This is a genomic window from Agrobacterium sp. LY4 (assembly GCF_001526585.1).
In the GTDB taxonomy this organism is placed as follows: Bacteria; Pseudomonadota; Alphaproteobacteria; order Rhizobiales; family Rhizobiaceae; genus Agrobacterium; species Agrobacterium leguminum.
This window is the reverse complement of sequence record NZ_ASYA01000018.1, coordinates 20,948-41,395: the sequence shown is the minus strand read 5'-3', so window position 1 is coordinate 41,395 and position 20,448 is coordinate 20,948. Positions and strand designations below refer to the sequence as shown.

General features: G+C 61.6%; 16 protein-coding genes and 1 pseudogene. 9 read left to right on the top strand and 8 right to left on the bottom strand.

The window, feature by feature from the left end; genetic code table 11:
• Positions 1–2: 2 nt before the first annotated feature.
• The 6 genes from L904_RS16410 to L904_RS16385 all read right to left on the bottom strand — a co-directional run bounded on the left by L904_RS16410 (position 3) and on the right by L904_RS16385 (position 6,141).
• Positions 3–1,028 carry an ABC transporter ATP-binding protein gene (locus L904_RS16410; protein ID WP_035263349.1) on the bottom strand — a complete coding sequence of 342 codons (1,026 nt, stop codon included), beginning with the start codon at positions 1,026–1,028 and terminating at the stop codon, positions 3–5.
• The gene (locus L904_RS16405) at positions 1,021–1,800 is read right to left on the bottom strand and encodes an ABC transporter permease (protein WP_003520907.1); all 780 of its coding nucleotides are present in this window, start codon (positions 1,798–1,800) and stop codon (positions 1,021–1,023) included. Before L904_RS16405 ends, L904_RS16410 begins: the two co-directional genes overlap by 8 nt.
• The gene (locus L904_RS16400) at positions 1,797–2,624 is read right to left on the bottom strand and encodes an ABC transporter permease (RefSeq protein ID WP_020812117.1); all 828 of its coding nucleotides are present in this window, start codon (positions 2,622–2,624) and stop codon (positions 1,797–1,799) included. The genes L904_RS16405 and L904_RS16400 overlap by 4 nt, the downstream gene beginning before the upstream one ends.
• 382 nt (positions 2,625–3,006) lie before the next feature.
• Positions 3,007–4,029, bottom strand: a complete 1,023-nt coding sequence (locus L904_RS16395) for an ABC transporter substrate-binding protein (protein ID WP_035263347.1) — start codon at positions 4,027–4,029, stop codon at positions 3,007–3,009.
• Positions 4,026–5,087 carry a LacI family DNA-binding transcriptional regulator gene (locus tag L904_RS16390; RefSeq protein WP_020811025.1) on the bottom strand — a complete coding sequence of 354 codons (1,062 nt, stop codon included), beginning with the start codon at positions 5,085–5,087 and terminating at the stop codon, positions 4,026–4,028. Before L904_RS16390 ends, L904_RS16395 begins: the two co-directional genes overlap by 4 nt.
• A 127-nt stretch (positions 5,088–5,214) precedes the next feature.
• Positions 5,215–6,141: a LysR family transcriptional regulator gene (locus tag L904_RS16385; protein WP_020811026.1), complete on the bottom strand. Its 927-nt coding sequence runs from the start codon at positions 6,139–6,141 to the stop codon at positions 5,215–5,217.
• Positions 6,142–6,309: 168 nt separating this feature from the next.
• On the opposite strand from L904_RS16385, the gene L904_RS16380 reads away from it, so the two are divergent.
• The gene (locus tag L904_RS16380) at positions 6,310–7,425 is read left to right on the top strand and encodes an acyl-CoA dehydrogenase (RefSeq protein WP_245267331.1); all 1,116 of its coding nucleotides are present in this window, start codon (positions 6,310–6,312) and stop codon (positions 7,423–7,425) included.
• 82 nt (positions 7,426–7,507) lie between these two features.
• On the opposite strand, the pseudogene L904_RS16375 reads toward L904_RS16380, so the two are convergent.
• Positions 7,508–9,600 (bottom strand): annotated as a pseudogene (locus L904_RS16375) (TonB-dependent receptor).
• A 271-nt stretch (positions 9,601–9,871) separates the two neighbouring features.
• Here L904_RS16375 and L904_RS16370 point away from each other — a divergent pair.
• Positions 9,872–10,648, top strand: a complete 777-nt coding sequence (locus L904_RS16370) for an IclR family transcriptional regulator (protein WP_031234037.1) — start codon at positions 9,872–9,874, stop codon at positions 10,646–10,648.
• A gap of 2 nt (positions 10,649–10,650) precedes the next feature.
• On the opposite strand, the gene L904_RS16365 is transcribed toward L904_RS16370, so the two are convergent.
• Entirely contained in the window at positions 10,651–11,952 is a 1,302-nt protein-coding gene (locus L904_RS16365) for an NtaA/DmoA family FMN-dependent monooxygenase (protein WP_020811030.1), read from the bottom strand.
• Between the two features lie 214 nt (positions 11,953–12,166).
• On the opposite strand from L904_RS16365, the gene L904_RS16360 reads away from it, so the two are divergent.
• From L904_RS16360 to L904_RS16330, 7 genes are all read left to right on the top strand, one after another.
• On the top strand, positions 12,167–12,967 hold the full coding sequence (locus tag L904_RS16360) for an ABC transporter ATP-binding protein (RefSeq protein WP_020811031.1): 801 nt from the start codon (positions 12,167–12,169) through the stop codon (positions 12,965–12,967).
• Positions 12,964–13,977 carry an iron ABC transporter permease gene (locus tag L904_RS16355; RefSeq protein WP_020811032.1) on the top strand — a complete coding sequence of 338 codons (1,014 nt, stop codon included), beginning with the start codon at positions 12,964–12,966 and terminating at the stop codon, positions 13,975–13,977. The genes L904_RS16360 and L904_RS16355 overlap by 4 nt, the downstream gene beginning before the upstream one ends.
• Before the next feature lie 11 nt (positions 13,978–13,988).
• Positions 13,989–15,053 carry an iron ABC transporter permease gene (locus tag L904_RS16350; protein WP_031234038.1) on the top strand — a complete coding sequence of 355 codons (1,065 nt, stop codon included), beginning with the start codon at positions 13,989–13,991 and terminating at the stop codon, positions 15,051–15,053.
• A gap of 23 nt (positions 15,054–15,076) precedes the next feature.
• Entirely contained in the window at positions 15,077–16,030 is a 954-nt protein-coding gene (locus L904_RS16345) for an ABC transporter substrate-binding protein (RefSeq protein ID WP_020811034.1), read from the top strand.
• A 235-nt stretch (positions 16,031–16,265) separates the two neighbouring features.
• On the top strand, positions 16,266–17,105 hold the full coding sequence (locus L904_RS16340; protein WP_020811035.1) for a siderophore-interacting protein: 840 nt from the start codon (positions 16,266–16,268) through the stop codon (positions 17,103–17,105).
• A complete protein-coding gene (locus L904_RS16335) occupies positions 17,098–17,376 on the top strand; it encodes a phosphopantetheine-binding protein (protein ID WP_020811036.1) in 279 nt (92 codons plus the stop codon). Before L904_RS16340 ends, L904_RS16335 begins: the two co-directional genes overlap by 8 nt.
• 62 nt (positions 17,377–17,438) lie before the next feature.
• Positions 17,439–20,276 (top strand): condensation domain-containing protein, encoded by a 2,838-nt coding sequence (locus L904_RS16330; RefSeq protein WP_020811037.1) that lies wholly within the window; start codon positions 17,439–17,441, stop codon positions 20,274–20,276.
• Positions 20,277–20,448 lie beyond the last annotated feature (172 nt).

The window sequence follows — 20,448 nt, the reverse complement described above, 5'->3', positions numbered from 1 at the left end:
GATCAGTTGAACACCTTGAGGCTTGCCGCCTTTTCGACCGGCAGGTCGAAGGCGAGCGTATCGCCGATTGCGTGGGAGGTCAGGGCGGCGTCCGTTTCCGCCTTGATGGGGCCGAGCGGCGTATCGAGCAGATATTCGCGGCTGTTGCCGGCAAAGGAGGTGCCGCGCACGGTTCCCTGGAAAGGACCTGAACCGAGGGTGACCATGCGCGGCCGCCAGGCCAGTCCGGATGCTGAAAGGACTGGTCCGGGAAGCGGTGTTGTGCCATTTGCGGTTTTGAGCGCGCCGCCTTCCAGCGCGAAGATGTTTTCAAAGCCGACGAAATCCGCCACGAAGGACGAAACCGGCGCGTTGTAGATGTCTTCCGGCGTGCCGATCTGCTCAATCTTGCCGCCCTTCATGACGACGATGCGGTCAGCCAGCGCGAGCGCCTCGATCTGGTCATGGGTGACGAAGATCATCGTCACGCCGGTTTCCTTCTGCACGCGCTGCAATTCGGTGCGCATTTCAAGCCTGAGGCGGGCATCGAGGTTGGAGAGCGGCTCATCGAGCAAGAGCACCTTCGGTTCCATGACCATGGAGCGCGCCAGCGCCACGCGCTGCTGCTGGCCGCCGGAAAGCTCCGCAGGCTTTCGCGAGGCGAAGCTGGACAAGCCCACCGATTTCAGGCCGGAGGCGACCTTGTCTTCCAGCGCCTTGCCGTTCATGCCCTTGAGCTTCAGGCCGAAGGCGACGTTTTCGTAGACCGTCAGATGCGGGAAGAGCGCATAGGACTGGAACACCAGCCCGACGGCGCGTTTGTTGGCGGCCACACGGGTAATGTCTACACCATCGAGATCGATGCGCCCGCCCGCCACCGGCATCAGCCCGGCAATGGCCCGCATCGTCGTGGTCTTGCCGCAGCCGGAAGGCCCCAGAAGCGCGAGCAGCTCGCCCTTGCGGATATCGAGATCGAGGTCCTTGACGGCGACATTGCCGCCATAGGCGAGCGAGACTTTTTTGAGCGAAAGGTAATTTGCGTCAGACATAACGGGAGAACCCCAGAAAACGTTCGGCCATGAAGACGATGCCGATGGAAAGGAAGGCGAGCAGCGAAGAAAGGGCTGCAACGGAAGGATCGAAGACGATTTCCATGTAGCCCAGCATATCGATGGGCAGCGTGCGAACGCCGGGGCCGGACAGGAACAGCGACACGGGCACCTGGTTGAAGCTCGTCACGAAACCGAGAATGAAGGCTGAGAGAATGCCGCCGCGAATATTCGGCAGCACCACGCGGAAAAACGCCCCGACCCGCGACGAGCCGAGCAGCACCGCCGCCTCCTCGATATCCGAGCGCAGATTGTTGAGGCTGGCCGATACCACCCGCACCGCATAGGGCAGAATGAGCGCGGTGTGGGCGAGAAACAACGCAAGCGTGATGCCGATGCCGAAGGGCACGACGAAATAACGCAGCAGCGCGAGACCGACGATGATGCCGGGCACGATGATCGGTGCGGAAACGATGGTGCGCACCGTCTCACTAAAGGGCAGCTTGTAGCGCGACATGGCGTAGGAGGCGGGAATGCCGAGGATGAGCGCCGCAAACGTGCCGCCGATGGCGAGGAACATCGACATCGCAAAGCTTTCGCGGAAGCTCTCGACCGTGAAGACCTTGGCGATCCATTTCAGCGAAAAACCCTGCGGCGGGAAGGCAAGCGTATCGCCGGCCGAAAACGAGGCGGCAACGATGATGAGGAACGGCCCGATGAGGAAACCGACGACAAGCAGAAGCGTGAGCGGAATGAAGAGCTGCCGGGTCATTTCTTGTTCCTCGCGGTGGCGATGCGCTTCAGCAGGATATTGGCGGCAAAGCTCATGACGATCAGAATGAAGGCGATGACGCTGGCGGCGACGAAATTGTTGGAAACCGTCACCTGCTGATAAAGCAGGGTTTCCAGCATCAGCACCTTGGAGCCGCCGAGAATGGCGGGCGTGATATAGGCCGTGAGCGAACCGGTGAAGACCAGCGTGCCGCCGACGACCAGCCCTTCCTTGGTGAGCGGCAGGATAACCTTCCAGAACACCTGCAGCCAGCTTGCGCCGAGAACGCGGGCAGCCGCAATCGTATCCTTCGGCATATTCTCAAGCGCGCTGATGAGCGAGATGATCATCAATGGCAGGAACAATTGCAGAAGGCCGATGAAGACGGCCGTTTCGGAAAACAGGATACGGATCGGCCCGTCGCTGAAGCCGACGGCCTGCAGCGCCTGATTGACGATGCCGGTTCGACCCAGAATGACGATCCAGGCATAGGTGCGGGCGACCGGGGAAATCATCAGCGGCAGCACGACCAGATTGACGACGTGCCCCTTCGCGCCCTGCGACAGGTTGACGATGGCGAAGGCCGCCGCATAACCCACCACCGCCGAGACGATGGTAACGAGCGCGCCGAGCTTCAGTGTGCGCAGGAAAACCGTCTGGTTCAGCGGATCGGTGAAGAAATCGGCGTAAGCCGCCAATGTCCAGCCATCGGCGGTGCGAAAACCCTCCGACAGCAGGATGAAGACCGGCACAAGAAAGACCGCCGCCGCGAAAATTGCGGCGGGCAAGGCAAGCGCCAGCGCTTCGGCCCGGTTCTGAAACATGGGTTTATTCCCTGAACGGCAGCGGCGGTGTGCACCGGCTGTGGTTGGAGTTTGGCGAATGCAGCAAGAGTTGAGGCCAATCACCACCTCCCTCATTCCTGTGCTTGTCACAGGAATCCAGCCAGCCCAAGTCTTTGGGCTGAAAAGACTCATCCCGCCACGCAGACGCGTGTCGGCTGGATTCCTGTGACAAGCACAGGAATGAGGGAGTGTGCGGTGGGCCAAAACACGAAATCATTGAGCTTGATGCCATTGGGTTCGCCAGACGCGCCGGCCTACGATCAAAAGAGTGGAAAAGCGGTCAGGGGACGACCGAACCGCTTTTCCGGGAATGGAGCCGCCCTGACGGACGTTCAGTGCCCCATTCCAAACGGTGAAGGACTTACTGACCGACCTTGGAGTTCCACTCCGACAGCCACTTGTCGCGGTTATCCAGCGTCACGTCGGAAGGAATGAGCTGCAGGCTTTTTGCGGTTTCGTCGCCATAGGTGATGTTATTCGCCACCTCGTCGGAAACCTTGACTTCCCTATTGGTCGGGCTGTCCACCAGCTTTTCGGCCAGCGCCTTCTGAACGTCGGTGGAGAGCCAGAAATCCATGAATTGCAGCGCAAGTTCCTCGTTCTTCGTGCCCTTCGGCACCACGAGCACGTTCATGCCGCCGGTCTGGCCTTCCTTGGGCGTTGCCCAGGCAAGCGGCAGGTCGAGCTTGGTGAAAGGCGCCCAGGAGAAGCGGCCGATGGGCGCTGCCCAGATTTCTTCCTGCTGCATGAGCTGTACGAGCTGCGAGGATTTGACGTAGAAAGTGACGATATCGTCCTTCTTTTCACCCACGGCCTCGATGGCGCCGGCAAGATCGGGCGTATCCTTGCCGATGGCCTTGCCGAGCATGTAAAGCGCCGGCGGGCCCTGATTGGTGGTGACATTCGGGAAGGCGACGTGGTCGACGATACCGTCCTTCAGAAGATCGGCCCAGCTGTCGATCTTCATCTTGTCGGTGCGGTAAACGATGGAGGTGGCGTAGAAATTGACGCCGACGCTCATGCCGTCGCCATTCGGATCCTTGGCGATGTCATAGAGCTTTTCGATATTCGGAACCTTGGACGCGTCGATCTTCTGAATCAGGTCCTTGCGGGTTGCGGACAGCGCATCCGCCATGGAAACGATAGCGAGATCGACCACCGGATTGGCCTTGTTGGCCTCCATCTTGGCCAGACGCTCAACGCTGTTGCCGGTCTCAACGACCAGCTTGCAGCCGCATTGCTTTTCGAACGGCGTATAGACCAGCTCCTTGAATTCGTCCTGCGCGAAGGCGTAGACCGAGATGGTCAGCGTCTTGTCCTGCGCCTGCGCGGCGCCCATCGTCAACATCAGGGCGGCGCCCGATGCAAGAATGATCTTTTTCATGGTGTGAGTTCTCCTGCTGTCGTTTTTTTGGCTTCAATCGCATCATGCTTTGCCTTGCCGGTGGAGCCGCGCATGATCAGCGCCATCGGTACTTTCGAGATGTCCGCCGTCACATCGACGGCGATGCCGTTTTCGCCCGCGCCGTCGATTGCGCGCAGCAGCGCGCCGACGGCGAGATCGGCGATACGGCCCATATCCATGCGCATGGTCGTCAAGGGCGGGGTGACCACGGCGGAAAAGATGAGATCGTCAAAGCCGGTGACACTGGCCTCTTCCGGCACCTCGATGCCCTCGCGCTGCAATTCTGTGAGCACGCGCAGCGCATGCAGATCGGATACGGCGGCAAAGGCGGTGAAACCTTCGGCAACCTTCTCTGCAAGACCAAGCCGGCAACCCGCGCCACCCGCCTGTTCAATAGCGTCCACCCAGAGCGTCTGCGTTACGCACGCCTTGCCAAGACCATCGCGAATGCCGCCAAGACGGTCGTTCTGCACGTTGGAATCGCGGTTCTTGCCCACCAGCACCACCTTGCGATGGCCAAGCCCCGCCAGATATTCGCCCACCTGCCGGCCGCCATCCCAATGGTCGGCAGCGACCGTGTTGCCGGGTGTCGAGGGGCTGTCGATCACCGCGACGGGACAATCGACATCGGCAATGCGCGTGCCGCGACGGGGAACGATGACCATGCCATCCACACCGCGCTCGATCAGCCGGTTGATCGCATCCGTCTGCATGGCGATCTCGCCGCGCGAGTCGGCGATGAGCACGCCGTAACCGGCAGTGACGGCCGCCTTTTCGATGGCCTGCGCGATCTGCGGAAAAAGAGGATTGGCAATATCCGGCAGAACCAGCCCCAGAACCCCGCTTCTGCCGGTGCGCAGCGCCCTGCCCGCCGAGCTCGGCACATAGCCCAGCTCGCTTGCCGTCTTGCGAATGCGCTCCACCAGCTCCGGCGAAACGCGGCCCTTGCCCGACAGCGCATTGGACACGGTTGCCGCCGACACGCCGAGTGCCGCTGCTATCGCGCTCAGATTGGTGGCAGGCCGTGAAGACGCCATGATGGTCCGGAAGGGCTGATTAAACGTTTAATCACGATAATCGAGCAAGGCCGCCCTGTCGAGTCCGGCGGAGGGCAAAATCGGCGAAAACCCGGGCATAAAGTCTAACTGCCCGAAAAAAGTGCGATTATTTTTGCGAGGCTTCGCTGTTCGCTGCGCGGTATGCCTCCACCTGTCGCACCAGCCAGTCACGAAACAGCACGACCGGTACGTGATTGGCGCGCGAAAGCGGCGCCACGGCATAATAGGAGCTGGGGCTTCTGGCCTGATGATCGAAGGCTTTCACCAGTTGCCTCGATTTCAGTTCGTTGTCGATCAGGAAAAGCGGCATCAGCGCCACGCCGAGCCCGGCGATGCAGGCCTGCGCCACGCTGGAAAATTGCTCGAAGCGCATGCCCTGCGGCAAGGCGAGCGACAGGCCGAGGCTTTCGAACCAGTGCCCCCATGCGCCCGGCCGCGAGGCCATGTGCAGCAGCGGCAGGGCGGCGATATCCTCTCCCTTTTCCACGGGATGGGCGCTGAGGAATTGCGGGCTGCACACCGGCGCAACCATTTCATGCATCAGAAAGGTGCTTTCCGCCCCCGGCCAGTCGGCCTGGCCGATATGGATCGCCATATCGAGCTGCTCGCGCTCGAAATCGAATTGCCCGATGCGGGTGGCGAAATTGATGGTGATTTCAGGGTGGTTCGCCACGAAATCCGGGATACGCGGCAGAAGCCAGCGGGTGCCGAAGGTGGGCAGCATGGCGAGGTTCAGCGTATTGCCATGCGTTTTGGTCATGATCTGCAGCGACGCGGAGCGTATCTCGCCAAGGGCGGAGGCAATCGATTTTGCATAGGCGCGGCCCTCTGTCGTCAGCGCCACGCCGCGTGCGCCGCGTTCGAACAGGCGCACGCCAAGCTGTTCTTCCAGTGACATAACCTGCCGGCTGATCGCCCCCTGCGTCAGGGCAAGCTCATCGGCGGCGGCGGAAAAGCTGCCGAGCCGGGCCACGGAATCGAAGGCGGCGAGCGCACTGGTGGATGGCAGGAGTTTGCGGCTGAGAGACGTCATGAGCCATTACTATATGTAATGCAAAAATGAGTAAACATGGCTTGTGCCGACTGGCTCGAATACCAATAATCCGGCCAGCAAATCCGGAGGCATCACGTGAGCGAACACGCAGCATTCAATTGGCAGGACCCTTTTCTGCTCGAAGACCAACTGAACGACGACGAGCGGATGATCCGCGACGCCGCCGCCGCCTTCGGCAAATCGGAACTCTTGCCGCGTGTCTCCGAAGCCTATCTTTCCGAGACCACCGAACCGGAACTGTTCCGCCTGATGGGCCGCACCGGCCTGCTCGGCGTCACCCTGCCGGAAGAATATGGCGCGGCCAATGCCAGCTATGTGGCTTACGGCCTCGTCGCCCGCGAGGTGGAGCGGATCGACAGCGGTTACCGCTCGATGATGAGCGTGCAGTCCTCGCTCGTCATCCATCCGATCTTCGCCTATGGCTCGGACGAGCAGAAGAAGAAATACCTGCCCGGCCTCGTCTCGGGCGAGTTGATCGGCTGTTTCGGCCTGACCGAGCCGGATGCCGGCTCCGATCCCGGCGGCATGAAGACCCGCGCCGAAAAGGTCGCCGGAGGCTATCGCCTGCGCGGTTCGAAAATGTGGATTTCCAATGCGCCAATCGCCGATGTCTTCGTCGTCTGGGCGAAATCGGAAGCCCATGACAACCAGATCAGGGGCTTCGTGCTGGAAAAGGGCATGAAGGGCCTCTCCGCCCCCAAGATCGGCGGCAAGCTGTCGCTGCGCGCCTCCATTACGGGCGAGATCGTTCTGGACGGTGTGGAAGTGGGCGAAGACGCGCTGCTGCCCAATGTTTCCGGCCTGAAAGGCCCGTTCGGCTGCCTCAACCGCGCCCGTTACGGCATTTCCTGGGGTGTGATGGGAGCGGCAGAAGATTGCTGGTTCCGCGCCCGGCAATATGGTCTCGACCGCAAGCAGTTCGGCAAGCCGCTCGCCGGCATGCAGCTTTACCAGAAGAAGCTCGCCGACATGCAAACCGAAATCGCGCTCGGCCTTCAGGCATCGCTCCGCGTCGGCCGGCTGATGGACGAACACAGAATGGCGCCGGAAATGATCTCCATCATCAAGCGCAACAATTGCGGCAAGGCGCTGGATATCGCCCGCCAGGCCCGCGACATGCATGGCGGCAACGGCATTCAGATCGAATATCACGTCATGCGCCACGCCCAGAACCTTGAGACGGTCAACACCTATGAGGGCACGCATGATGTCCATGCGCTGATCCTCGGCCGGGCGCAGACGGGCATTCAGGCGTTTTTCTGAGGCTTTATCCGCGTCGTTCATCAAAAAAAGGCCTTCGAAGATCACTTCGAAGGCCTTTTTGCTGTTCAAATCCGGCAATCGCTTAGAACGTGCCGCGAATACCGACGCCAAACATGCGCGGTTCAGTCATGCTCGCCTCGATGCCGCCAATTCCGCGGTTTTCCTTCATCAGCGTCGGTGCGCGCTCATCGAAGACGTTCTTGACGTAGGCGTAGAATTCAAGCTCCTCCTGGAACTTGTAGCTCGCCCGCACATCCGCGATCGTATAGGGATCGATCGCGTAAACGGCCTTGTTATCCGTGTCGGAATAATAGCCGTCGAGATGGCGCACCTGCCCCGAAACGGTGAATTTATCCGTCACGTCCCAGCTAGCGCCGACGGTGAAGCTGTAACCCGGCGACTTGGCGAATTCCTTGCCGACATAGGCGGCATTGCTGGAAATCTCGTCGATCTTCGTCTTCAGCAGACCGGCGCTGGCCTTCAGCGTCAGATTGTCGAGGACCTGATAATCCACGCCGATTTCCAGACCGTAGGCATGGGCCTCCTCGGCATTGACGGTGTAGGACTCGCTGATGCCCGTGGAGACAACCACCGGCACGTTAAACTGGGCGTTCTTCATGTCCATGTAGAACAGGTTGCCGTTTACCGTCAGCGTATCGTCCAGCAGGCTGGCGCGGGTGAACAGCTCGTAGTTCCAGATGGTTTCCTTGTCGAAGGTGCGCCATTTGCTGGTCGTCAGGTCGAATGCGACGCCGCCGGGATTGTAACCGCGGCTGATCAGACCGCCCACCGTCCAGTCGTCATTGATGGCGTAGGCCAGCGACGCCTTGGGCAGGATTTCCGAGAAGGTTTCGTCATAATTGACCGAGCTTCTGCTGGTGGCGCTCAGCGTCCGGTAACCGGCGCGCTGAATCTGGTCCTGCTGGTAGCGCAGACCACCCGTCAGGGTCCATTGATCGGTCAGGCGATAGCTCAACTCGCTGAAGAGGCCGAGATTGTCCTTGGTATCGTTGAAACGCGAGGTTCCACGCAGATAAAGCACCTCGTCGGCTTTCGTATGTGCGTAATAAATACCCGCGACACCGCTCAGCACGTCTTCCTGATCACCGAAGGTCACGCGTGTTTCGTGGGACGTGTTCTTCAGGTCGATATCGGCATCACCCGTATTCGCAATGCCGACCCGGCGCTTGGCAATGGACGAGGAGAACTGCTCTGGTTGAACAGTTTCACGCCGTTTTCGAAATCGTAATTGATGTCGAGAATGCCGGTATTGGTGTACTGGCTGAAATTCGGCATCGTCGTGGTGACGTGGTTCAGGTCCTCGAATGGGCGCGAAGCCGCTTCCTGGCTCGGCCGGTTGGAGGCATTGTAGGAATAGGTCAGCTTTGTCGAAAGGCCAGGTATTTCAGAAGGCTCCCACAGAAGCTTGAAGCGACCGTTGAACTCCTTGAAGTTCTGGTCCGTTCCCTCATGGGCGAAGGCGGAATTGATGTAGTCGATGAAGGTATCGCGGCCGGAATAATCGATCGCCATACGCGCCGCAAGCTCATCCTCGATCAGCGGACCGGAAAAGGCGAAGGAACCGCGCTTCTGGTGATAATTGCCGATTTCCGCCTGATAGCTGGCTTCGGGCGTAAAGGTCGGGTCCTTGGTGTTGACGAGGATCGCGCCGGCAATGGCGTTGGCGCCCTGCGAGGTGGTCTGCGGGCCGCGGAACACCTCGATGCTTTCGACATCCCAGATGGAGCTCGCGCCATAGATGAACTCGTTATAACCGAGATAATGGCCGTCGACATTGATCGTCGCGCGCGGCACCGTGCCGGTGAAGAAGGCGATGGAGCCGGTATTCGGTCCCTGCGTATCCTGTCCGCGAATGATCGGGGCGCTGACATTGTCGGTGTAAACGACGTTCGGAATATCCTTGATCGCTTCCGATACGGTCGGGTCACCGGTCTTTTCCTTCTTGATTTTATCCCCGGATATGACCGAAACGGACGACGCCGTGTTCTTCATGTCGCGCGCCACTTTTTCACCGGTCACGACGATCGGCTTCAGGACGGTGGTGCCCGCCGTCGTCGCCTGCTGATCCTGACCGAGAACCGGCGTCACAAACAATGTCGCCAGCGTCAGAGCGCTGACCCCGCTCATCAAACGACCGTTAGAGCTAAACCCCATCACACACCCCTAATAAACATGAATATTAAAGTCATATTCAAGTAACGGAAGCGTTATCCGTTTCGCAATAGAGAATGCGTTCTGTATTGCGGACAAAAAGGCTTCCGTAACGGGATGTGCCATATTTACAACAAAGTTTACCGACCGCCGCTTGCTCACCCGCAGCGTTTCGAAAGGGAACAGCATGGTTCCGTCCGCAGAAATCGATTCCGATTTCCGGCCCGATGCGTTAGGCATGCTCAACAAAACGGGGGGCACGCGCTTGAACGCCATGGATGACGATTCGGACAATCTGCCGGAAAACGAGGGCGAAAAGCGCTCTGCCCTCATTCAGTCGGTGTCGATCGCGGCGCGTTTCCTCAATCTTCTCGCCAGATCGGACAGCGCGCTGGCACTTGGCGAACTGGCCAAACGCGCCGGCACCGGCCGCTCCACCGCGCATCGCTACATGCAAAGCCTCGTGCGGGAGGGGCTGGTGATACAGGACCCCGCAAGCGGCAGTTACGATCTCGGACCCGCGGCGCTCGGAATAGGCATCAGCGCGCTCAGGCGAATCAATCCGGTCGAAACCGCCGGCCGCCAGATGAATGCGCTTGCCTCCAGGATCGGCGCCAGCTGCGGCGTGGCGATCTGGACCGAACGCGGCCCGACCGTGGTGCGGTGGGCGAGAAGCGCCAGCTTTTCCATCAGCACCGTGGCGCTCGGCGATGTTCTGCCGCTGGACAACAGCGCCTGCGGGCTGGTTTTTCAGGCCTACCTGCCGCCGGACAGGATAGCCGCCGTGCGCAGGCTGCAACCGGCCGCCTTTCGCGGCTCCCGTCCCGATGCCGGCATTCTGGAAACCATCCGCGAAGCGGGTGGCGCGGAACTCAATGAACATCTGTTCTCCGCCCTGACAGGTAAGGCCGCGCCGGTTTTCGACGCCCAGGGTGAACTCTGTTGTGTCGTCACCACCGTATCCTTCGTGGCCACCGCCGAGACCGAACGGCATTTTTCCCGGCTGATCGAAGCAGCCGGACAGGCGACGGCCGAGTCCGGCGGAGCGTAAGCCTATTCGGCCAGATGCTCCGCAAAGGTGCGGCCGGAATAGGCCGTGCGGAAAAGCCCGGCATCGGCGAGCTTCGGCAACAGCCGCTCCAGCACCAGCCGCATGGACGCCACCGAACCGCCGGGCACCGCGACGAAACCGTCGATCGCACCGGCAGCCGCCCATTCGCGGATGGCCTCAAGGGCATCTTCAACGGTGCCGATGATCTGCCAATGGCCCGACCCCATCACTTCCGGACGTCGCAATAATTCCGCAACACTCAGCGTCTCCCGCTCGATCAGCCGGCGTAGCAGGCCGGCATGGGTGCGGCTTCTCGGTGTCTCCGGCGGCGGCGGCAGGTCGGAGGCGGTGACGATCCGCGTGAGCGGCCAGTCCGTGAGATCAAGACCCGTCATATCGCGAATGGAGGCAAAGGCGCGGGCGCGGTTGGCGCGGGCATGGGTCTCCGCGAAGAGTTCCAGCGCCTCCCTGCCGGTCTCCGCGAGATAGAGGCTGAGGCCCGGCATCAGCTTCACGCCGTTGGGGTCTCGGCCATGCCCCTCGGCACGCCGCCGCAAATCCGCCCTGAGTTCGATGGCCGCCTGCATATCCGGCGTCGAGGCAAAGACGGCGTCGGCCACCGACGAAGCGAAATCACGCCCCTCTGGAGAGGCGCCCGCCTGCACCAGCGGAATGCGGCTGGCATGGGACGGCAGGTTGAGCGGGCCTTTGACGCTGAAGTGCCTGCCCTCATGCGCCACCGGCCGCACCAGCGAGGAATCGGCGAACCGCCCGCTTTCCCGGTCGAGTTTGATGGCTTCGTTCGGAAAACTCGCCCATAGCGCTTTCACCACCTGCGTGAATTCGGCGGCGCGCTCGTAGCGTTCCTGCGGCGAAGGCATCTCTTTCAGGCCGAAATTTTCGTGCCCCTCAAGCGCCGTGACGATATTCCACCCCGCCCTGCCGTTGCTCAGCCAGTTCAGCGACTGTATCTGGCGGGCCACCACATAGGGCGGCAGAAATGTGGTCGAAACGGTGGACAACAGCCCGACATGGCTGGTTTCCCGCGCAATGGCCGCAAGAAGCATGGTCGGATCCATGCTGGCAAATCCGCCGCCGGTCTCCAGCCCCTCGGTGCGCAGAAAAAGCGTATCCGGCCGAAACACGAAATCCACATGGGCAGCTTCCGCGCGCTGCGCCAGATCGACGAAATAATCGCTGGAAAACACCCCGTTTATATCGCTGTCCGCGCGCCGCCATGCCTCGCCGCTGAGCCAGGTTGGGGCCAGCGACATGCCGACATGAAGCTTGGCTGCGACTGACATGATGCACCTCGACTGAAATAACCGGCAGGAAATCCGCACGTTGAATCGGCAAATTTCGATTTGTGGAGAGTTTTACTATAGTTTAGTGTCGCTTCAAGACCACACCGTCGCGCCTGCCGGAAAGAAATGCTTTTTCCACGGGTTCGATATTTAAATTCAAATACTTATAACGACCGTGCGGCGTCTCGACGCATGGGTGTATGAATAACAGGAGTTGTATCCGGTGCTTGACGCCACGGACCTTCACGCCAGCTATGGACATGTTCCCGTCCTGCGGGGGCTTTCCGCCCGTTTCAGATCAGGCCGCGTCACCGCGCTGGTGGGCCCCAATGGCTGCGGCAAGTCGACGCTGTTGAAGACCATCATGGGTTTCGTGCCTTTGTCATCGGGGGCAATAAGGCTCGGCGAGCGTTCGATCGGCGAGATCGGACGCCGCGAACTGGCGCGGCGCATCGCCTATCTGCCGCAGGAGTGCCATTGCCCTGACTATATGACGCTCGGTGAGCTGATCGAGCTTGCCGGTTACGCCCGTTACGGCCTTGCGGGCGGCCCGACCGAACGCGACCGCGCGCTTTTTGCCGAGGCGCTGAAGACCGTCGGGCTGGAAGACAAGGCGAAAGCGCAGGTCAACACGCTTTCCGGCGGCCAGCGCCAGCGCGCCTTCATCGCCATGGTGCTGGCGCAGGATACGGACGTGATCCTGATGGACGAACCGGTCAATCATCTCGACATGAAATATCAATATGCCGTTCTCGGCCTCGTGCGCGAACTGACCGACAGGCATGGCAAGACCGTCATCGTCGTGCTGCACGATCTCAACCTTGCCTCCACCTTCGCCGATGATGTCATCATGCTGAAATCCGGGCGGGTTCTGGCGTCCGGGCCGGTTGCCAAAGCGGTCACACCCGAAAATGTCGCCGAGGTCTTCGATCTCGAAGCCGATATCTTCTCCCGGCAGGGGCGGCTCATCTGCGTGCCCCGGCTGGAGCGGCAGGAACAGGCCATTCCGGCATGACCCCGAAAATAACGCTGATTTTCGCCGCCGCGCTGCTGCTGGCCGCCATCCTCGCCATCAATCTGCTGGTAATGTCCGGCGACATGCCGCCTGCCGAAATACTGGCGACGCTCTGGCGCGGCGAGGCCGACAGCTATGAGCAGTCGGTGCTTCTCTATCAGCAAATCCCACGCTCGCTGATTGCCATCTATGTGGGGGCGACTACGGCCGTCAGCGGTTGTGTGCTGCAGGGGCTTGCGCGCAATCCCCTCGCCTCACCCTCCACCCTGGGGCTGAATGCCGGTGCGACGCTTTTTGTGATTGCCGGCGCGCTGGTGTTCGATTTCTCTCCGGAAATACAGGGCCTTGCCGCGCTCGCAGGCGCCGGCTTCGGTTTTGCCGCCTGCTTCATCGTCGCGCGTCTCGCCGGGCGGGCGAACGATCCGCGCGGCCTGTCGCTCATCCTTTCCGGCGCGCTGGTTTCCATGCTGCTGATCGGCGTGACCAACGCCCTGCTTCTCTCCAATCCCACACGCCGGGCCGAGTTCCTCAGCTGGGTGGGCGGCAATATCAACCACGTCTATGCCGAGCGCCTGTTCGATTTCTGGTGGATCGGCGCAATTGCGCTCGTCATGTTGTGGGCGGTCGCCCGGCCGCTGACGCTGGTTCTGCTGGGCGCGGAAAAGGCCGCCTCCGCCGGTGTGAATGTCACGCGCATTTCCCGCATCGCGCTCTTCGCCACCATGCTGGCATCGGGTTCGGCGGTGGCGATCTGCGGCCCCATCGGCTTCGTCGGCCTCATCGTGCCGCATATGATCCGGCCGCTGGTTGGCGTGAACTTCACGCTTGCCCTGCCGGCCTCCGCGCTTGTCGGCGCGGGCCTCTGCGTGCTGGCCGATCTTGGCGCGCAAACCCTGTTTGCGCCCTATGTGGTCAATACCGGGCTGTTCATGGACTTGCTCGGCGGCCTCGTCTTCATCGTCATCGTCAAGCGCTTCTACCTGTCGCCTTCGGCGAGGGGGCTGTCATGAAGGGGGCTTTCATGAAACGGCATTTCGCCACCGACGGCAAAGCGGTGCTGCGGCTGCCGAGCGGCCTGCAGATCGGCATCGGCAATCTGAAAGCCAGCCTTGCGCTGATGGTGCTGGCGCTGGCGCTCGCCGCCCTGTCCGTCAGCCTCGGCAATACCGAAACGGGCCTCGCCGATCTCCTGCGCGGATTGGTGGGCGGGCATCTCGGCGACGATCAGGCCTATGCGCTGTGGACGGTGCGGCTGCCGCGCATCCTGCTCGGTTTCATGGCCGGCTGGAGCGTGGCGCTGGCAGGCGCCATGCTGCAATCCGTCGCCCGCAATCCGCTCGCCGATCCCGGCCTGTTCGGTCTGAGCCAGGGGTCGATGACCACCATCATGCTGCTTCTGGTGCTGGTGCCGGCCGCACCCAAGACGCTGGTGGCGCTTGCGGCCGTCGGCGGCGGTCTGGCTGTCGCCTTCCTTCTCATCGCCCTCGTCGGACGGGAACGCTCGAGCGGCCTTGCCATATTGCTGATGGGCATCGCAATTGAATCGGCGCTTTCCTCCGTTTCCTCCGTGCTTCTGCTCTACACGCCGGCCGAAACCTCGCTGTCGCTAGCCGACTGGATGGCGGGTTCGCTGTTTCAGGCAAGCTGGTCGACCATCCTCGTTTTCGCGCCCCTCTTTGGCGCAAGCCTCGTGGGTATTTTTCTCATCGGCCGGGCGCTCGCGGTCTTCGATCTCGGCAATGAAATGGCCATGGCGCTCGGTGAAACCGTCAGGCATTCGCGCCCGCTCGTCATTGTTTTTGCGGTCATCCTCAGCGCCTCCTCGGTTACCGCCGTCGGCCCGCTGACCTTTCTCGGCGTTATCGCCCCGCATCTGGCCACCTTCGTTTCGCCCGCCGTCGGCCGCGCCAGGCTTTTCCTGTCGGGGCTTACCGGCGGCATTCTGGTCGTCACCGCCGATACGCTGTCGCGCGGGCTGGTGGCCGATACGCCGATGCCGATCGGCCTTGCGCTGACGCTGATCGGCGTGCCGCTTTTCATCCTCACGCTGCGCCTTCAGGCGCTGCGCAGAACCAATAGCCACTGAAGACATCGAATAAAGGGAATGCCATGCGAATTGCCATCCTCATCGCCGCACTTCTGGCCGCCGGAACCAGTCTCGCCGCCGAGCGCAGCGTGACCGATGCCGCCGGCCGCACCGTCTCCGTTCCGGAAAAGCCGCAGCGCATCGTCGTCATGCACGAGCCGCTGCTCGGCGTGCCGCTGATGGATCTCGACGCCAATGTGGTCGGCGCCTATGGCCGCAACAGCGACGGCAAATTCGCCACCGCCGTCGATTTCGTCGACACCGTTCTCGGTGAGGGCCGCACGAAACCGAAGGGTTTCGGCGCGGTCGGCCAGATCGACCTCGAAAAACTGCGGGCGCTGCAACCGGACCTGATCGTCGCCACGGAAATGGATGGCGGCAAGGCCGAACAACTCTCCACCGTCGCCCCCGTCTATCTGCAAAAAGTCAGCACCGGCCATGCCTACGGTTTCAGCGTCGAAGAAAACCTTGCCGCCCTGGTCGGGCGAAGCGATGTCTTTGCCGAGCGCCGGAAGACCTATGACACGAAGCTCGCCGCCGTCAAAAAGACGCTGGGCGACGATATCAAGGGCAAGACCTATCTCGCGATCCTGCTGACCGACCAGATCAATGCGGTGGGCGACATGTCCGGCGCGGTGCAGGCATTGGAAGATCTGGGTTATACCCGCCTGAAGATCGACAACGCCGCCTCTTCGGGCGGAATGGGCTCGACCCTGATGATGCCGCTGAGCGCCGATGCCTTCGGCAAGCTCAATCCCGATCTGCTGGTGGTGATGAACAGCTATACCAGCCCCGCCCGCGGCGAGGCCGGAACGCGCGCCGCCCTTGAAAAGATCATTCCCGGCTGGGAGCGTTTCGTAAAACCGGCGCGCGAGAAAAGGATCGTTTTCCTCGATTCCACCAGGGTCACGACACCTTCCATTCCGAGCGCCCTGCACACATTGAATGAGGTGGAAAGCTGGGCAGGCCGCCGCTGAACGGCGTTATCCAAAGCCAATCCCGGCACGATTTATGTGCCGGGCATAAACTTGAGTTTTTGGAGAAAGTTATATTGCCGGGGCCGAAACCGCCTGTTATGGTTCGCGCATCTTGACGCAACGACGCCGGAATATCGCGCCGGATTAAGATTCCCAACGCGCGATCGTCCGGCACGCCGACCCGGGACAGCGAGACCGCCGAACCCGTCGGCGATATCCCAGGAAAGACAACAGCATGAGCATGCCAGAAACCATAGATTCCCCCATTCCGGACCGCACTCCCAAACGCCATCGCCACGCCGTCGCGCTGCGCGCGCTCAATGTCGCGCGTATCGAAAAGCTCAGCCGGTCCATGGTCCGCATCGTCCTGACCGGGCCGGAACTGGCGGGCTTTGCGAGCCTCGGTTTCGACGACCACGTCAAGATGTTCTTTGCCCAGCCCGGCGAAACCGAACCGAGCCTGCCGGTGATCGGCCCGAACGGCATTGAATTCCCGGAAGGCGCGCCGCGCCCGCTGGCCCGTGACTACACGCCGCGCAGCTTCGATGCCGAAAAAGGCGAGCTCGCCATCGATTTCGCCACCCATCACGACGGCCCCGCCAGCAACTGGGCGAAAGCCGCCAAAGCGGGTGACAAAGCGTGGATCGCCGGTCCGCGCGGCTCTTTCACCGTTCCCTTCACCTACGACTGGCACCTGCTGATTGCCGACGATACCGGCCTTCCCGCGCTGGCGCGGCGGCTGGAGGAAATGCCTGAGGGCACCCGAGTCGTGGCGCTGATCGAGGTCGAGACGGATGCCGACCGGCTGGAACTCACGACGAAGGCGGATGCGTCTATCGTCTGGGTGACGCAGAAGACGGAAAACGGAACCGACCACGACGCGCTGGTGGGCGCTCTGCGCAAGCTCGACCTGCCGAAGGGCGATTTCTTCAGCTGGGTCGCCTGCGAATCGAAGGCTGCAAAGGAGGTTCGCGCCCTTCTGGTCGAAGAATTCGGCGCCAACCCCAAATGGACTCGCGCTTCCGGTTACTGGCGGCGCGGCGCCAGCGGCGTTCACGATCATTTCGATGAATGAACCGGCAATCGCGGCGGACGCCATGCCGGAGGCGGAAACGATGATGACGGAACTCAAGGCCCTTATCGCCAGGGTTCTCGACGATGAAGTGCGCGACATCGAACCGGGGGACAACCTGTTCGGTCGCGGGCTTCATTCGCTTGCCCTCATGCGGCTGATGCCGCCGCTTTCCCAGCTTGCCGGGACACGGCTCGATTATGACGATCTGGCCCGGCAGCCCACGCTTGCCGCCTGGCAGGCGCTCATCGAACGGTCGCGCGCGGGACATTGATCCCACGACACAGCACTTTTCGCGCCGGAGCGCGATTCCCGAATATTTCCAAGGAGAGGACCATGGCAGCAGACAATACGCGTATGCTCGCACGTCGCATCGAAGAAACTTTCGACAGGGGAGATGCAGCCCCGCCGAGCCAATACGAAGAACGGGTCTGGTTCGAGCAGTTTCAGGATCCCGATCAGGTCTTCCGGGCCCTTCTCGCCTATCGCATCGGTGAAGAGTGCGATCTGCTGCGTCTGACCTCGGCGCTGAAGACGGTTTGCGAGGTCTGGCCCGAACTTCGTGCACGCTTTGCCTTCGGCGAGGACGGCACGCTTGCCAAGAGCATCGAGGCCCCGTCCGCATCCATCGTGCAGCTGCTGCATGTCCCATCGGCGGGCGAGGCCCTGACCTTGCTGCACGACCTGCAGGCAAGGCCCTTCGATGCCGAGACCGACCCGCCGTTTCAGGCCGTCGTGCTCTTAAGCGAAGGAGAAATCCTGCTGGCATTTCTGGTCCACGGCCTGCTCGGCGAAGTCCTCTCGCCGCAAATCCTGCTGGAAGGCATTACGGCGGCCTATGCCGGTGAGACACCGAAACCGCTTTCGCCGCGCGCGGTCGAAAGTGACGGCCTCGACCCGCTTCCGCTTCAATGGCTGCAACGTCCGGCCTCCGGCTCGACCGTCGTGGCGCTGCGGCAAAACGGGATCGACAGGCCGGCGAGCCACAGCCACGGCGTCGATCTTCCCGCCACCCTGCTCGGCCTCAACAGCTCCACGGCGACGAATGCGCTTCTGGCCCGCGCCGGATCGCGTTTTGCCCTTTTCCTGGCGAAAAACGGCGGTCCCGAGACCGTAACCCTCCGCCTGCAGCCCGGCGTCGGCGCTTCAATGCCGATGTCAGCCGAGGCTGCGGCACGGGTAGCGATCTCCCGCGACCAAACGCCCGAACAGGCTGAAAAAGCCGTGCTGTCCGGTCTGGAGCAGCGAAACGACAATGAGGGCGGAACCGCCACCTTCACGCTGCAGGCGCTTGCGACACCCGTTCAGGCCATATCGGAGCATGGGCTCCAGTTTGAGCACCTGCCCCTGGCCTCCCTGCAATCCGGTCTCGGCCTGACGCTTGCCGCCGGTCCGACAGCCGCCGGCGACATCCGCCTCGAACTGACGGGCGGCAGGGAGACCTCGCCGCATGCGACAGCCTTCCTGCTGGAGCGCTTCGTCAGCCATCTCGAAGGCGGTGCGGATTTTTCCGGCATCGTCCCTCAAAATGCCGCGACAGCACCGCAGCAGGCAGCCCTTTCGCCCGCTGCTTCCGGTGAGAACGACGACGACACCGTCGCAACGATCCTTGCGGAATTCCGTGAAGCGCTCGTCTCGCCCGACATGGGGCCGGATGACGATTTCTTCGATTTCGGCGGCCATTCGCTGATTGCGACGCGCATCATCGGACGACTTCTCAGCAATCACGGCATCGAGCTGCGCTTCAACGACCTGTTCAGCTACCCGACCGCCGCCTCGCTCGCAAAACAGGCGACCCGGCTCGAAACCGCAGCACCCGCGCAGGCCGAGGCGACCGCGAGCGGCTCGCTCACCGCACCGCTTTCGCTGGCGCAGATGTCGCTCTGGAAGGCCTATGCCGCCTTCGGTTTCGGCGAAATCTTCAACATTCCCTTCGCGCTCGATTTCCTCGATCCGGTGGATGAGAATGCCTTCGAATGCGCCTTCCTCGATATCATCGAGCGCCATCCCGGCCTGCGGACCCATTTCTACGTCGAAGACGATACGGTTCTGCAGAAGATCGTGCCGATGCACGATCTGCCCGGTTACAAATGGTTCTGGACCAGCGAAGAAAGCCAAGGTGTGGACCGGCACGCGGAGGCCGGCTGGCGGTTCGATCTTGCGCGTGAACTGCCGATGCGGCTGCGCTTCCTTAAGGATGCGCAGACCGGCCGCCAGGTGCTTTCCTTCCTCTTCCATCACATCGTGCTCGACGAATGGTCGGTGAACCTGATGATGGACGAGCTGACCGAAGCCTATCGGGCAAGGGCGGCGGGCAAGGCTCCGGTCTTTGCCACCAAGCCGGCGCCCTTCCATGAATTTGCGAGAAAACAGGTCGCGTCAGGCGTCAATGCCGGCCACCTTGCCTATTGGACCGATATGCTGCGGGATGCGCCAAAAGGCCTTACCCTCAACGGACAGGACGGCACGCCGCACGAGGCATCGCAGGACGAAGCACCGGCAGGCGGCTGGATTGAGTTCAAGCTCGAAAAACATGTCAGCGACGGGCTTTACGCCATTGCCAAGCAGAACAGCGCCTCGCTGTTCAACGTGGTTTACGCCGCCATTGCCGCATCGCTGCGCCATCTCGGCGGGTTGAGCGATCTCGTGGTCGGCACCTCGGCTTCGGGCCGCACCGATAGCGGTTATTTCGATACGATCGGTTATTTCACCACGGTTGTCGCCCATCGCGTGCGTTTCGGCGAGACCATGACCGTCGGCGACCTGATTTCTTCGGTGAAGAACACCATCAACGGCTCGCTGGAACACAGCGAAATCCCGATCGATCTCGTCGAGGAAGCGCTGGGCATGACGCCCGGCCGCGATCATCTGTTCGAGGTCTTCATCCAGATCCACGCCAAGAACAAGCTGAACGGCACCCTTGCCGGGCCGGATGGCAAGCCGGTGGAGTTCCGCCAGATCGATCCCGACAAGCATGAATCCATGCTCGGGCTGCAATTCGAGGTGATGGAAGAGACGATCGGCGGCGAGCGTTCCATTCGCGTGCTGATGAGCTACCGCTCGGACCGCTACGGACCGCAGGACGTCGAGCGGCTGCGCAACACCACCAGCGGCGTCTTCAGCCGCTTTGCCGAAGCCGGCGCTTCGAGCCGCGTGCTGACAACGCTCGCCTGAGCTGGAATTGGGCAAGAAAAACCCGGCTTCGCCTTAGCGGAGCCGGGTTCAATTTGTTGGCAAAATCCTGAAAGCCCACCTCCGTCATGCTCGGGCCTGTCCCGAGCATCTGCAGCGCCTCGACTTATTGGACGTGATTAGATCCTCGGCACAAGGCCGAGGATGATGTAGA

Coding starts and splice junctions, on each gene's coding strand:
- L904_RS16410 (WP_035263349.1), bottom strand. CDS start 1,028: ATGTCTGACGCAAATTACCTTTCGCTCAAAAAAGTCTCGCTCGCCTAT.
- L904_RS16405 (WP_003520907.1), bottom strand. CDS start 1,800: ATGACCCGGCAGCTCTTCATTCCGCTCACGCTTCTGCTTGTCGTCGGT.
- L904_RS16400 (WP_020812117.1), bottom strand. CDS start 2,624: ATGTTTCAGAACCGGGCCGAAGCGCTGGCGCTTGCCTTGCCCGCCGCA.
- L904_RS16395 (WP_035263347.1), bottom strand. CDS start 4,029: ATGAAAAAGATCATTCTTGCATCGGGCGCCGCCCTGATGTTGACGATG.
- L904_RS16390 (WP_020811025.1), bottom strand. CDS start 5,087: ATGGCGTCTTCACGGCCTGCCACCAATCTGAGCGCGATAGCAGCGGCA.
- L904_RS16385 (WP_020811026.1), bottom strand. CDS start 6,141: ATGACGTCTCTCAGCCGCAAACTCCTGCCATCCACCAGTGCGCTCGCC.
- L904_RS16380 (WP_245267331.1), top strand. CDS start 6,310: ATGATCCGCGACGCCGCCGCCGCCTTCGGCAAATCGGAACTCTTGCCG.
- L904_RS16370 (WP_031234037.1), top strand. CDS start 9,872: ATGGATGACGATTCGGACAATCTGCCGGAAAACGAGGGCGAAAAGCGC.
- L904_RS16365 (WP_020811030.1), bottom strand. CDS start 11,952: ATGTCAGTCGCAGCCAAGCTTCATGTCGGCATGTCGCTGGCCCCAACC.
- L904_RS16355 (WP_020811032.1), top strand. CDS start 12,964: ATGACCCCGAAAATAACGCTGATTTTCGCCGCCGCGCTGCTGCTGGCC.
- L904_RS16350 (WP_031234038.1), top strand. CDS start 13,989: ATGAAACGGCATTTCGCCACCGACGGCAAAGCGGTGCTGCGGCTGCCG.
- L904_RS16345 (WP_020811034.1), top strand. CDS start 15,077: ATGCGAATTGCCATCCTCATCGCCGCACTTCTGGCCGCCGGAACCAGT.
- L904_RS16340 (WP_020811035.1), top strand. CDS start 16,266: ATGAGCATGCCAGAAACCATAGATTCCCCCATTCCGGACCGCACTCCC.
- L904_RS16335 (WP_020811036.1), top strand. CDS start 17,098: ATGAATGAACCGGCAATCGCGGCGGACGCCATGCCGGAGGCGGAAACG.
- L904_RS16330 (WP_020811037.1), top strand. CDS start 17,439: ATGGCAGCAGACAATACGCGTATGCTCGCACGTCGCATCGAAGAAACT.